We start from the raw sequence: 12,901 nt of genomic DNA on the forward strand, positions 1-12,901 counted from the left end.
GGGCCCCCGCGAGAGATCGCGGGGGCCCGATCTGCGCCCTGGTGGGCGGGTCGGCCCGACGCCCGGCCGGCCCGACGGTCGACCGGCCCGGGGCCCGCTCAGCGAGGAGACTGGCCGTGCTTGATCTGGGCGCGGGGCAGACGGAAGCGGCGGATCTGGATCGCACGCATGATGCCGTAGCCGACCAGGCCGCGCTCGACCGTCCCGTACTCCGCGGTGAGGTGCTTGCGCAGGTGACGGCGAAGGAAGAAGCAGTCGACGACGCACACCAGGATCCCGCCCCACAGCACGACGATCATGCCCGTGCTCATGGTGAGGTAGAGCTCCGGGCGGATCAGCGGCATGATCAGCGCGACCAGCATGAAGATCAGTGCGAGGGGGAAGAAGTACTCCGCGATGTTGCGCCGCGAGTCGACCAGGTCGCGCACCAGACGGCGGTCGGTGCCGCGGTGCTGCAGCGGCATCTTCTTCTCGTCCCCGGTCATCAGCGCCTGTTGGGACTCCTGCCGCGCCTGCGCGGCTCGCGCTCGGTCCCGCTTGCGCGCCTCCTTGCGGTCATCGACCACGAGCGGTCGCCGACGGGCCGCTTCGGCCTCCTTACGGGAACGGGTGGGCCGCCCCTTGGAGCCGGGCCGCTCGGGCTGGGTCGGCTCAGGGGTCTGCGGGGTCTCTGACTTGCGGAAGATCACCGGGGCATTCTAGGCGGTCCCGCCTGGGATTCCCCGGTGCGCCCGGGGTGACATGCTGCTCCCCCGGGATCGGGAGGGTGACGATGACGGTACGGTGCTGGTCATGAGCACTCCGAACGACCCGTCCACGCCTGCCGCGCCACCCCCCGCCGCCCAGGAGGACGGTGCGGCCCTCGATGCCCTCCGCGATCGGCTCGACACGTTGCTGCCCGCAGCGGTCGAGGATCTGCAGGATCTCGTGCGGATCCCGTCGATCGCCTTCCCGGGCCACGACCGTGAGCCGGTCCACCGCAGCGCCGAGGCCGTCGCCGATCTGCTGCGCGGGGCCGGCATGGCGGAGGTCGGCATCGAGTCCGTCGGCGACGGCGCCCCCGCAGTGATCGGCCGCACCCCGGCACGTCGGGGCAAGCCCACGGTGCTGCTCTACGCCCATCACGATGTGCAGCCCACGGGGGATCCGGCCGACTGGAGCACCCCGCCGTTCGAGCCCACCCGGCGCGGGCGTCGGCTCTACGGCCGCGGGGCGGCCGACGACAAGGCCGGGATCATGGCCCACGTGACAGCCCTGCGACTGGTGGGGGAGGAGCTCGCCGCCGACGGGATCGGCGTGACCGTCTTCGTCGAGGGGGAGGAGGAGGCCGGCTCGCCGACCTTCCGGCCCTTCATCGAGGCCCACCGGGACGCGCTGGAAGCGGACCTGATCATCGTCGCGGACTCGGCGAACTGGGCGGTCGGCACCCCCGCGCTGACCACCAGCCTGCGCGGCCTCGTCGACGTCGTCGTCGAGGTGCGCGCGCTGGACCACGCCGTGCACTCCGGCCTGTTCGGCGGCCCCGTACTGGACTCCCTCACCCAGCTCTCCCGCCTCCTGGCCACCCTGCACGACGACGACGGTGAGGTCGCGGTGCCGGGCCTGGTGCGGGCCGAGGACCCGAGCGTCGAGATGACCGAGGCCGACTTCCGCCGTGACGCCGGCGTGCCCGACGGCCTGGACCTCTCGGGCACCGGCCCGCTGACCGCACGGCTGTGGACCCGCCCGGCCCTGTCCGTGATCGGGATCGACGCCCCGAGCGTGCGGGACGCCTCCAACACCCTGGTGCCCGTCTCCCGGGCGAAGATCTCCCTGCGGATCCCGCCGGGGGAGGACCCGCAGTCGGCGATGGACGCGCTGGTGACCCACCTCGATCGGCATGCCCCCGCCACGGCGCAGGTCACCGTGCATCGCGGCGAGACCGGCAAGCCGTACAGCGCCCGGCAGGACTCCCCGGCGATGGAGCTCGCCCGCTCCGCGCTCGGCACCGCATGGTCGACCGCGGCGGTGGACACCGGTCTGGGCGGCTCGATCCCCTTCATCGCGGATCTGCTGGAGGTCTTCCCGTCGGCCGAGGTGCTGGTGACCGGCGTCGAGGACCCCGAGTCGCGGGCCCACGGCGTCGACGAGTCCCTGCACCTGGACGAGTTCGCGCGCGTCTGCCTCGCCGAGGCGCTGCTGCTGCGCGACGCCGGCACCCTGCGCGAGGACGCTCGGTGAGCGACCAGGGCCGGCGACCGGGCGAGGGCAGTCCCACGGTCTCCCCGGCGGCGATCCCGCTGCTGCTGCTCGGACTGATCATCGGCTTCCTCGCCGGATACTTCCTGCTGTGGTGGGGCCTGCTCGTCGTGCTGGCCGTCCTCATCGGCGCGGTGGCGCTGGTGGTCCGCGGCGGCTCGCGGGATGCCGGGACCGGCGCGATCCTCGGCGTCCTGGCCGGCTACGGGGTCGTGATCCTGCTCGCGGCCTTCCGCGGGGTCCTGTGACGGGCCGGGACCCTCATCCCCCGTTCCCGACCTTCGGAGCGTACGCTGGGGCCACACGAGCATCGAGGAGGACCTCATGACCACGACCACCACCGAGCGCCCGACCGCCGCCCACGGCGTCACCCTCACCTCGGGTGCCGCTGAGAAGGTCACGACCCTGCTGCAGCAGGAAGGGCGCGACGACCTGCGCCTGCGGATCGCGGTGCAGCCCGGCGGTTGTTCCGGCCTGATCTACCAGCTGTACTTCGACGAGCGCCTGATGGACGAGGACCTGGTCGCCGAGTTCGATGGCGTCGAGGTGATCGTCGACAAGATGAGCAGCCCGTACGTCACCGGAGCGGTGATCGACTTCGCGGACACGATCGAGAAGCAGGGCTTCACGATCGACAACCCCAACGCGGGCAGCTCCTGCGCCTGCGGGGACTCCTTCAGCTGATCCCGGTTCCCTGAGCGGCTCCCATGCTCCGCGCGGACCGACCTCGGGCCCGGCCCGGTGACGATCTCGTCACCAGGCCGGGCCCTTCTTGCAGCCGGGGACGCCTGGCCGGAGATCACGGACCGATGACGTCCACGGTCAGCGCGCGTGCCGGTGCGATACGCGCTCCGGGAAAGCCGTATGATGACGACGTGCCGTTTCCCGGCAGGCCCCGCGCCTGCCCTCGGCCCGCTGAACGCAGCGGGCGCGGCCCTGTGGGCATGTCCCCGCCCACATCAGTACCAACTCCGGGGACCGGCGCCGGTCGCGCAGCTCAGCGCGGCACGGTGATCGGGCACCGGAGACGACGAGCGGAAGGTCATCCCCTGTGATCCCCCAGGTCCCCCAGCGTGCGCGGCGTGGACGCCGCGTGGCGACAGCAGGCCTCGCCCTGGCCGCCCTGTTCCTGTCGGGCTGCACCGACGAGCAACGGCGAGGCTTCCTGCCCGGCTACTCGGACGGTCAGGTCACGGACCGCACCGGCACGATCACGGACCTCTGGGTCGGTGCCTGGGGTGTGCTGGTCATCGTCGGACTCATCATCTGGGGACTGACGATCTGGTGCGCGATCGCCTACCGCCGTCGCAAGAACGACACCGGCTTCCCGATCCAGCTCCGCTACCACGTGCCGCTCGAGCTGATGTTCACGCTGGTGCCGGTGGTCATGGTGCTCACCTTCTTCTACTTCACCCAGCAGGACACCCGTGAGGTCGAGATGCACGTGGAGGAGCCCGACTACACGGTCAACGTGGTCGGCAAGCAGTGGAGCTGGGACTTCAACTACGTCGACGACAACGTGCACGAGCCCGCCGGCGTGCAGTCCTTCGCCACCGGCGAGCCGGGCGCCGCCGAGTCCCTGCCCGTGCTGTACCTGCCGGTGGATCAGACGGTCGAGTTCCGCCTCGACTCCCGTGACGTCATCCACTCGTTCTGGGTCGTGGACTTCCTGTACAAGAAGGACATGATGCCGGGCCACACCAGCACCTTCCAGGTGACGCCGACCCGCGAGGGAACCTACGAGGGCAAGTGCGCCGAGCTGTGCGGCGAGTACCACTCGGACATGCTCTTCAACGTCAAGGTCGTCTCCCAGGAGGAGTTCGACGCGCATATGCAGGAGTTGAAAGACCAGGGCTACGAGGGCCAGCTCGGCGTGGGTCTGAACCGCAACGACGAGGAGTGGAGCATGCGCGAGAAGAGCGATGACGCCGGTCCTCGGTACGTCACCGAGTCCACCGAGGGAGAGAACGAGTGAGCGCCGAGACGACCACCGCGCCGGCCACCCCTGAGACGGCGCGGTTCCAGCCGACGGAGAAGACCAGCCTCGGCAAGCAGGCCTTCAGCCTTCTGACGACCACCGATCACAAGAAGATCGGCCTGATGTACATGGGGATGGCGTTCGCCTTCTTCGGGTTCGGCGGTCTCCTCGCCCTCGGCATCCGCACCGAGCTGTGGGAACCAGGACTGCAGGTCGTGGTCTCCAAGGACCAGTACAACCAGTTGTTCACCATGCACGGCACGATCATGCTGCTGATGTTCGGCACCCCGCTGTTCAACGGATTCGGCAACTATCTGATCCCGCTGCAGATCGGCGCCGTCGACATGGCGTTCCCGCGGCTCAACATCTTCGCCTTCTGGATCACGCTGTTCGGTTCGCTGATCGTGGTCGCCGGCTTCCTCACCCCGCAGGGCGCCGCCTCCTTCGGCTGGTTCGCCTATGCGCCCTTGTCGGACACGACCTTCTCCCCAGGGCTTGGTGGTGATCTATGGGTATTCGGCCTGGGGTTGCAGGGCTTCGGCACGATCCTGGGCTCGGTCAACTTCATCACCACCATCCTGTGCATGCGCATGCCCGGCATGACCATGTTCCGCATGCCGATCTTCACGTGGAACGCCCTGATCACGGCCGTGCTCGTGCTCATGGCCTTCCCGCCGCTCGCCTCCGCTCTGCTGGCTCTGGGGGCTGATCGCCGCTTCGACGCCCAGATCTTCAACCCCGAGAACGGGGGCGCCGTCCTGTGGCAGCACCTGTTCTGGTTCTTCGGGCACCCCGAGGTCTACGTGCTGGCCCTGCCGTTCTTCGGGATCGCCACGGAGATCATCCCGGTGTTCTCGCGCAAGCCGATCTTCGGCTACAAGACCTTGGTCGGCGCGACGATCGCGATCGCGGCGCTGTCCGTCACGGTCTGGGCGCACCACATGTACACCACCGGTGCCGTGATGCTGGACTTCTTCGCCTTCATGACGATGCTGATCGCGGTGCCCACCGGCGTGAAGTTCTTCAACTGGATCGGCACCATGTGGAGAGGGTCGTTGACCTTCGACACCCCGATGCTGTTCACCCTCGGCTTCCTGACCACCTTCATCTTCGGCGGCCTGACCGGCGTGATCCTCTCCTCGCCGATCCTGGACTTCATCGTCTCGGACACCTACTTCGTCGTCGCGCACTTCCACTACGTGATGGCCGGGACCGTGGTCTTCGAGATGTTCGCCGGGTTCTACTTCTGGTGGCCGAAGATGTTCGGGTACAAGCTCAGCGAGAGCATCGGCAAGGTGCACTTCTGGCTGCTGACCATCGGCTTCCACATGACCTTCCTGGTCCAGCACTGGCTGGGCGTCATGGGGGCCCCGCGCCGCTACGTGAACTACCTGGCCGAAGACGATTTCGGATGGCTGAACCAGGTCTCCACCGTCGGTGCCGTGATCATGGGGGCCTCCACCCTGCCCTTCCTCCTGAACGTGGTGCTGACCCACACGAAGGGGAAGAAGGTCGAGGTCGACGACCCCTGGGGCTACGGGGCCTCGCTCGAATGGGCGACCTCCTGCCCGCCGCCCCGGCACAATTTCCATTCCCTGCCCCGAGTCCGGTCGGAGCGCCCGGCCTTCGACCTCCACCATCCCGAGGTCGCGCTCCAGGACCATATGCTCGAGCAGGAACCCGCCGTGAACGCGAGGACCAACTGACATGAGAGCATCCGCAAAGATCTTCTGGATCCTGGGGGTCTTCCTCCTGGTCGTCGCCATCGGCTACGGCATCGTCACCGGCCGCTACGAACCGATGGGCGTCGAACCCGCCGGGTTCCCGGCGCTGCTGGCCGTCGCGGGCCTGGCGATCATGATCGCCATGGGGCTCAGCCTCGCCGCCAAGAAGCACGACGTCGGGCCGTCCGATGACCTGGACGCCGAGGTCTCCCAGCACGGAGGCGTCGAAGGCAGCTTCGCGCCGTACAGCTGGGCCCCGCTGTGGACCGCGATCGGTGCAGCCCTGTGCTTCCTCGGCGTCGCCGCCGGATGGTGGATCTTCGCCTTCGGCGTCATCATCGGCGTCTACGGGGTCCTGAGCTGGGTGCTGGAGTTCTCGGTCGGCCAGCACCAGCACTGAGGTCCCGACCTCCGCTTTCTCTCCAGCGCCTCTCGGGCGCTGCTCGGCGGCCCCGCATCGTGCGCGATGCGGGGCCGCCGTCGTCGGTCCGGCCCCGGCGGACGTCGACGCCCGCTCCGCTGCGCCTCACCGCGCTCATCGCAACGGCGCCCGGGAGCCCGTGCCGTCCCGCGGCCGTGATCGGGTCCGGCGCGCGGGTCACCGCCCCCGGCTGCTCGGACCTCGCGCGACGGTGCGTTTCCGCAGCGCACAGCCTAATGCAGCTGTAGGCCTCGAAACAGCGTCGAGAGGGTGAGAGCAGGGCGATCGCCCGCCGGCTCCGTCGAGCATCATGGACGGAGCCCGGATCACGCGCGGTCCGCTGTCGGGGACTGGGCCCTGCAGTGTTAGCGTTGCGTCACCGGTCGCCGGGAGCACCGCAGGATTGGTGGGCTTGGCTCGGCGGGATCCATGCTCAGGAGGCGAGACATGATCGGCGGGGAGATCGATCCGACAGCGCGCGCTGAACGCGAGGTGCGCGGTCTGTTCGCCGATGACGATGCCCTGGACCGCGGAGTGTCCTGGGCGCGGCAGGTGCTGGCCGAGGCGGGCATCGATCCGGGCACACAGCAGCTGCCGGCGATCCGTGCCCTGCGGAACGCGGAACGTGGCCTGAGCCTGGTCGGGGCGCGCTACCTCGTCTCTGCCGCCGCTGGTCACCCCCCGCGGCGCCGCGGCCCCCGCAGCCCCCTTCTGCGTTGAGTCCGTGGGGAGACCGCGCCCACGGGCGCAACGGAGCGGGCCCCGGGACGATGTCCTGGGGCCCGCTCCGTCGTGCAGGGTGGAGACGTCCTGGCGTCAGCCCGTGTGATGTGCCTTCTCGGCCGGGATGCGGTAGTCGCCGCCGGTGACCTCGTCGATCACGTGCTTCTCGTGACCGGCGTGCTCGAGGGCCTCGCGCAGCTCTGCCGGGGTGACCGGCTCGATCCGATCCTTGAAGAAGAAGCTGGTCGCCTTCGCCCGGAGGGAGGAGACGCCCTTGCCGGCCTTGAGCGGACGGTAGTCGTCGTGCTGGACCAGCACCCAACGGTCGTACTCGCTGAGCGGCGTGTGGATCTCGAGCATCTGCCCGGTATCCGTGCGCACGACCCGCGAGCTCTCCTCGCCGTGCAGCGCCTTGTCGCGGGCATGGCGCTGGAAGGACAGGCACACGCGTTTGGTGATGATGAACGCCAGCACCGGGATCACGAAGATGCCCACCCGGAAGAACCAGGTGATGTCGTTGATCGACAGATCCAGCGCGATCGCGATGAGGTCGTTCGTCGCGGCGAGGGCGAGGATCAGATAGACCATGATCCACGCCACGCCGAGGCCGGTGCGGACCGGTGCGTTGTACGGCAGATCGTTGAGGTGGTGCTCGCGATCGTCGCCGGTCACCCACGACTCGATGAAGGGGTAGAGGGCGAGGACCGCCAGCAGACCGCCGTAGAGCGCCATCGGGATCAGCATGTTCAGCGAGATCACGTACCCGAAGATCGTGAACTCCCAGCCCGGGATCAGGCGCAGACCGCCATCTGTCCAGAGCATGTACCAGTCCGGCTGCGACCCCGCGGAGACGGGCGAGGGGTCGTAGGGGCCGTAGACCCAGACGGCGTTGATCGCGGTGGTGGCCGAGATCAGGGTGATGATGCCGAAGACGAGGAAGAAGAACCCGCCGGCCTTCGCGGCGTAGACCGGGAAGACGGGGAAGCCGACCACGTTGCGCTGCGTGCGACCCGGGCCGGGGTATTGGGTGTGCTTGTGCAGCACCAGCAGCACCATGTGGATCGCGATCAGCCCGAGGATCAGTGCCGGCACCAGCAGGATGTGGATCGTGAACAGGCGCGGGATGATGTCGGTGCCGGGGAACTCGCCGCCGAACAGGAGCATGGACAAGTAGGTGCCCACGACGGGGATCGCGCGCATCAGCCCGTCGATGATGCGGACGCCGTTGCCGGAGAGCACGTCGTCCGGGAGGGAGTAGCCGGAGAAGCCGGCCACCATGCCCAGGACCATCAGCGAGAAGCCGACGAGCCAGTTGAGCTCACGAGGCTTGCGGAAGGCGCCGGTGAAGAACACCCGGAACATGTGCACGAAGATCGCGACCATGAACACGAGGCACGCCCAGTGGTGCATCTGGCGGAAGAGCAGGCCGCCTCGGACCTCGAAGGAGATCTGCAGCGTGGACTCGTAGGCCCGCGACATGGTCTCGCCCTGCAGCGGCACGTACGGACCGTCGTAGACGACCTCCTCCATGGAGGGGTCGAAGAACATCGTCAGGAACGTGCCCGAGATCAGCAGGATGACGAAGCTGTACAGCGCCACCTCGCCGAACATGAACGACCAGTGGTCGGGGAAGATCTTGCGGGCGATGAACTTGACGAAGCCGCCGCCGGAGGTGCGCTGGTCGAGCCAGTCGCCGCCCACTGCTCCGAGCTTGTACATGCGCGAGCTGCTCGCGTCGTCGGAAGCCGGCTTCCGGGTTTCGGGAGTCGTGGTCGTCATGGGATCACTTGTCCTTGTGGATGTTCCAGAAGCTGGGACCGATCGGCTCGGGGAAATCGCCGGGGGCCACCAGGTAGCCCTCGTCGTCGACCTCGATCGGGAGCTGGGGGAGCGGACGGTGCGCCGGGCCGAAGAGCACCTTCGCGCCGTCGGTGGCGTCGAAGGTCGACTGGTGGCAGGGACACAGCATGTGGTGGGTCTGCTGCTCGTAGAGCGCCGCCGGGCAGCCGACGTGCGTGCAGATCTTCGAGTAGGCGAGCACGCCCTCGACGCCGTTGGCCATGCTCTCGGGGTTCTTGCCCAGCTTGGGGTCGAAGCGCACGATCACCGCGGCGGCCTTCGCCCGCTCCTCGAGGTGGTGCGGGGTGTCCTCGGTGAGGCCCTCGGGCATCACATGGAAGATCGAGTTCATCGCGACGTCGGACAGCTTGATGGGCGTGCCGTCGTGGTCCCGGGCGAGACGCTGACCGGGGTGCTGGCCCCAGAAGGTGTGGAAGGGCTTGTTGCCCGGCAGCGGCCCGAGGGTCGACAGCGGTGCGAGCACGGCGACCGGGAGCGCGGCCAGCGAGGCGACCATCGCGGTCACGATCAGGGGCCGCCGCCCGATGCCGGACTCCTCGAGGCCGTCGGTGATGATGCCGGCGGCGATCTCGCGGGTCTCGTCGGAGCCGCGGATGTCATGGCGCTCCTCGACCATCTCCTCATCGGGCATGAGGGTCTTGGCCCAGTGGACCGCGGCGGCACCGATGAAGAACACGGCGATCGCCAGGCCCAGGCCGGTGACGAGGTTCGACCACCACAGGGCCTGCGTCGTGCCCTCCTCCGCGAAGAGGTTCGTGCCGGTGGGCGTCACCACGAAGTACGCCGCGATGAAGATCGCCGTGCCCAGCACGGACAGCAGGAACATGCCGGCGACGAGGCGCTCGGCGCGCTTCTCCGCGGCCTTGGAGACGTCGGCCTGACGGTGGACGTGCGGGGGGAGGCCCGGGTTGGGGAAGCCTCCGCCCTCCTTGGGAGCGACCGTGCTGACCCCGGAGGGTGCGGGGCTGCTGGGCGGGTTCGTGTTCATGCTCGTATTCACTTGGCCTTCGCCCCCAGCCACACGGCGCAGCCGAGGAGCAGGGTCAGGATGATCGTCCAGGCGTACAGACCCTCGGTCACAGGGCCGAGGGAGCCCAGGGAGATGCCGCCGGGGGACCCGTTCTCCTCCAGCTCTTCGAGGTAGGTGATGACGTCGCGCTTGTCCGAGGGGGACAGGTTCGTCTCGTTGAAGACCGGCATGTTCTGCGGGCCGGTGTCCATGGCCTCGTAGACGTGCTTGGGTTCCACGCCCACGACGGGCGGGGCGAACTTGCCACGGGTCAGCGCGCCGCCCTGACCGGCGGCGTTGTGGCACATGGCGCAGTTGACGCGGAAGATCTCCCCGCCCTTGGTGGCGTCGCCCTGGGAGGTGTCGAGCCACTTCTCCTCGGGGACGGAGGGGCCGGGGCCCAACGAGGCGACGTACGCGGCGAGCTGGCGGGTCTGCTCCTCGTTCATCTGGCGAGGCTTCTCCCGGGCCTGGGGGCCCGACATCTGCATCGGCATCCGGCCGGTGCCGACCTGGAAGTCGACGGCCGCGGCGCCCACGCCGACCAGCGAGGGGCCGAGGGTGTAGCCCTCGGAGTCGACCTCACCCGTCGCATCGCGACCGTGGCAGGTCGCACAGTTGGCGAGGAAGAGCGCCTCCCCGGCCTCGACGTCGTCCTGCGTGTAGGTCTCGGCCTGGGCTGTCTGCGGCTGGAACGCCACGTAGAGCCCGCCGGTCGCCACCAGGGCGAGCAGCAGAATCACGAGAAGCGCCATCGGATGATGACGACGTGCGGCGAGTGCCTTCACGGTTCGGACCTCGATTCGTGGAGGGGACGAGCGGGGGAGGGACGGGATGTGGGAGACGCACCGGACCGCGCAGGGGGTGCGGATGCGGGGATCAGAAGATTCTCCAGTCGAAGTCGACCGGGATGAAGTGCCCGGCGTTGAACAGGGTCGAGAGCGGATCGAGCATGTACACGATGAAGAACAGGACGATCCACACGATGTCGACGAAGTGCCAGTAGTACGAGATGCAGATCGCCGAGACCTGCTCGTGCTGGGTGAACTCCTCGGCGACGAAGGCACGCATCAGCACCATCAGGAAGGCGATGAGCCCGCCGAAGACGTGGATGCCGTGGAAGCCCGTGGCGAGGTAGAAGATCGAGCCGAACGGGGTCGACGACATCGTCACCCCGTGGTGGACCAGCTCGGTGTACTCGAAGGCCTGCCCGGAGACGAAGATCGCTCCCATGATGAAGGTGAGGGTGTACCACTCGATCATTCCCCAGCCGGCGATGTTGAGGATCGAGCCGCTGCGACGCTTGCGCGGGGCGAAGGGCTTGCCCCAGGGGAACTTGCCCTCGGCGAGGAAGACGCCGATCTGGCACGTCACCGAGCTCAGCACCAGGATCGTCGTGTTCACCAGCGCGTAGCCGTGCTTGAAGTTGGATTCCCCGTCGAAGAACGTGTCCGGCGCCATCGACCGCAGCGTGAAGAACATGGCGAACAGGCCGCCGAAGAACATCAGCTCGCTGGAGAGCCAGACGATCGTGCCGATCTGCGTCGGATTCGGGCGGCCGACCGCTGGTGCAGCGGCGGGGGAGCGCTGAGGCAAGGTCGCAGTAGTCACGTCACCATTATGTCGTGTCATCAGGGTCGGTGTGCCGGCTCACGACGACAGGCGCACCGCAGGGCTCGGCCCCGGGAGAACGGGGCCAGCATATCCCTCCTGACGCGGTGTCACGAACCAGGACACGCCTCCAGGAGCGGCAGGTGACCTGGCCGTGCGCGGCCGTGATGGATCTGTGATCCGATCCGTGAGCAGCGGGACCCGTCCGCGCCGGGAGGTGCGATCATCGGGGCATGAGCGAGAACACCCCGACCTGGGCCACGATCACGGCGCGTCTGGTGCGCGGCGAGGAGCTGGAGGCCCGCGAGGCCTCGTGGGCGATGGACGAGGTCATGTCCGGCAACTCCTCCGCCGTGCAGCTCGCGGGCTTCCTGGTCTCGCTGCAGGCCAAGGGCGTCACCAGCGGTGAGCTGGCCGCCCTGGCGGACTCGATGGTGGGCCATGCCCGCCCGGTGCGGGCCCCGCGGCGCTCGATCGACATCGTCGGCACGGGCGGCGACCTGGCGCAGACGGTGAACATCTCGACGATGGCCTCGGTGATCATCGCCTCGACAGGGCGCCCCGTCGTCAAGCACGGGAACCGTGCCTCCACCTCCCGGTCGGGCTCCGCCGACGTGCTGGAGGCCCTCGGCGTCCGCCTGGACCTGCCGGTTCCCGCGGTCGAGGAGCTGGTCGGGAAGATCGGGATGACCTTCCTGTTCGCGCAGGTCTTCCATCCTTCGATGCGGTTCGCGGCCGAGGCGCGCCGGGGACTGGGCATTCCCACCGTGATGAACATCCTGGGGCCGATCACGAACCCGGCGCAGCCGGAGGCGAGCGCCGTCGGGGTGGCGGATCCGTCGATCGCCCCGACGGTCGCGGGGGTCTTCGCCGCGCGGGGGACCAGCGCTCTGGTCTTCCGCGGACAGGACGGGCTCGACGAGCTCACCGTGACCGCCCCCTCGGACGTGTGGGAGGTCCGGGGCGGGCAGGTGCGTCGGCACGTGCTCGATCCCGAGCAGCTGCTGGGGATTCCCCGCAGCGACCGCGAGGTGCTCCGGGGCGGCACGGCCGAGGAGAACGCCGACGTGGCCCGCGATCTGTTCCACGGTGTCCGGGACGGGCGCATGGGTGCGGTCCGCGATGCCGTGCTGCTGAACGCCGCAGCGGGCGTGCTCGCCTTCGACGGCATCGCCCAGGAGGCCGCCGACGGGTTCCATGACCGTTTCGCCGCCGCGTTCGACGAGGCCCGTGCCGCACTGGATTCCGGGCGGCCTATCGACCTCGTCAGGCGCTGGGCCGCCGCCTCCCAGGAGGCTTTCGCCGACGAGGTGTGAGCGTCCCGAGCCCGCAGGGGC

At 68.8% G+C, this 12,901-nt stretch carries 13 protein-coding genes; 8 read left to right on the forward strand and 5 right to left on the reverse strand.

Features of this window, described 5'->3' with window-relative positions:
• Nucleotides 1–98: 98 nt before the first annotated feature.
• Nucleotides 99–689, reverse strand: a complete 591-nt coding sequence (locus BH708_RS01530; protein WP_076806034.1) for a DUF3043 domain-containing protein — start codon at nt 687–689, stop codon at nt 99–101.
• Between the two features lie 103 nt (nt 690–792).
• On the opposite strand from BH708_RS01530, the gene BH708_RS01535 reads away from it, so the two are divergent.
• From BH708_RS01535 to BH708_RS01565, 7 genes are all read left to right on the forward strand, one after another.
• Complete coding sequence (locus BH708_RS01535) at nt 793–2,220, forward strand: dipeptidase (protein ID WP_076810648.1); 1,428 nt, start codon at nt 793–795, stop codon at nt 2,218–2,220.
• Nucleotides 2,217–2,486 carry a hypothetical protein gene (locus BH708_RS01540; RefSeq protein WP_076806036.1) on the forward strand — a complete coding sequence of 90 codons (270 nt, stop codon included), beginning with the start codon at nt 2,217–2,219 and terminating at the stop codon, nt 2,484–2,486. Before BH708_RS01535 ends, BH708_RS01540 begins: the two co-directional genes overlap by 4 nt.
• Nucleotides 2,487–2,562: 76 nt before the next feature.
• On the forward strand, nt 2,563–2,922 hold the full coding sequence (locus BH708_RS01545) for an iron-sulfur cluster assembly accessory protein (RefSeq protein ID WP_076806039.1): 360 nt from the start codon (nt 2,563–2,565) through the stop codon (nt 2,920–2,922).
• Between the two features lie 367 nt (nt 2,923–3,289).
• Nucleotides 3,290–4,213: a cytochrome c oxidase subunit II gene (gene coxB, locus BH708_RS01550; protein WP_076806041.1), complete on the forward strand. Its 924-nt coding sequence runs from the start codon at nt 3,290–3,292 to the stop codon at nt 4,211–4,213.
• The gene (gene ctaD, locus BH708_RS01555) at nt 4,210–5,922 is read left to right on the forward strand and encodes a cytochrome c oxidase subunit I (RefSeq protein ID WP_076806043.1); all 1,713 of its coding nucleotides are present in this window, start codon (nt 4,210–4,212) and stop codon (nt 5,920–5,922) included. Before coxB ends, ctaD begins: the two co-directional genes overlap by 4 nt.
• Before the next feature lies 1 nt (nt 5,923).
• The gene (locus tag BH708_RS01560; protein WP_076806045.1) at nt 5,924–6,340 is read left to right on the forward strand and encodes a cytochrome c oxidase subunit 4; all 417 of its coding nucleotides are present in this window, start codon (nt 5,924–5,926) and stop codon (nt 6,338–6,340) included.
• Between the two features lie 468 nt (nt 6,341–6,808).
• A complete protein-coding gene (locus tag BH708_RS01565) occupies nt 6,809–7,081 on the forward strand; it encodes a hypothetical protein (RefSeq protein ID WP_076806047.1) in 273 nt (90 codons plus the stop codon).
• A gap of 96 nt (nt 7,082–7,177) precedes the next feature.
• Here the strand turns inward: BH708_RS01565 and BH708_RS01570 are convergent, their stop codons facing one another.
• From BH708_RS01570 to BH708_RS01585, 4 genes are all read right to left on the reverse strand, one after another.
• Nucleotides 7,178–8,863, reverse strand: coding sequence for a cytochrome bc complex cytochrome b subunit (locus BH708_RS01570; RefSeq protein WP_076806049.1), 1,686 nt, complete (start codon nt 8,861–8,863; stop codon nt 7,178–7,180).
• A gap of 4 nt (nt 8,864–8,867) precedes the next feature.
• The gene (locus tag BH708_RS01575; RefSeq protein WP_076806051.1) at nt 8,868–9,932 is read right to left on the reverse strand and encodes a ubiquinol-cytochrome c reductase iron-sulfur subunit; all 1,065 of its coding nucleotides are present in this window, start codon (nt 9,930–9,932) and stop codon (nt 8,868–8,870) included.
• A gap of 8 nt (nt 9,933–9,940) precedes the next feature.
• Nucleotides 9,941–10,741: a c-type cytochrome gene (locus tag BH708_RS01580; protein ID WP_076806053.1), complete on the reverse strand. Its 801-nt coding sequence runs from the start codon at nt 10,739–10,741 to the stop codon at nt 9,941–9,943.
• A 91-nt stretch (nt 10,742–10,832) separates the two neighbouring features.
• Nucleotides 10,833–11,564, reverse strand: a complete 732-nt coding sequence (locus tag BH708_RS01585) for a heme-copper oxidase subunit III (RefSeq protein ID WP_076806055.1) — start codon at nt 11,562–11,564, stop codon at nt 10,833–10,835.
• A 233-nt stretch (nt 11,565–11,797) separates the two neighbouring features.
• On the opposite strand from BH708_RS01585, the gene trpD reads away from it, so the two are divergent.
• Nucleotides 11,798–12,880, forward strand: coding sequence for an anthranilate phosphoribosyltransferase (gene trpD, locus BH708_RS01590; protein WP_076806057.1), 1,083 nt, complete (start codon nt 11,798–11,800; stop codon nt 12,878–12,880).
• Nucleotides 12,881–12,901 lie beyond the last annotated feature (21 nt).

It is taken from the genome of Brachybacterium sp. P6-10-X1, assembly GCF_001969445.1.
Lineage (GTDB): Bacteria > Actinomycetota > Actinomycetes > Actinomycetales > Dermabacteraceae > Brachybacterium.

Bases quoted from the DNA above. Each gene is read 5' to 3' on its own strand.
- BH708_RS01535 (WP_076810648.1), top strand. From the start codon at position 793: ATGAGCACTCCGAACGACCCGTCCACGCCTGCCGCGCCACCCCCCGCC.
- BH708_RS01545 (WP_076806039.1), top strand. From the start codon at position 2,563: ATGACCACGACCACCACCGAGCGCCCGACCGCCGCCCACGGCGTCACC.
- BH708_RS01560 (WP_076806045.1), top strand. From the start codon at position 5,924: ATGAGAGCATCCGCAAAGATCTTCTGGATCCTGGGGGTCTTCCTCCTG.
- BH708_RS01565 (WP_076806047.1), top strand. From the start codon at position 6,809: ATGATCGGCGGGGAGATCGATCCGACAGCGCGCGCTGAACGCGAGGTG.
- BH708_RS01570 (WP_076806049.1), bottom strand. From the start codon at position 8,863: ATGACGACCACGACTCCCGAAACCCGGAAGCCGGCTTCCGACGACGCG.
- BH708_RS01575 (WP_076806051.1), bottom strand. From the start codon at position 9,932: ATGAACACGAACCCGCCCAGCAGCCCCGCACCCTCCGGGGTCAGCACG.
- trpD (WP_076806057.1), top strand. From the start codon at position 11,798: ATGAGCGAGAACACCCCGACCTGGGCCACGATCACGGCGCGTCTGGTG.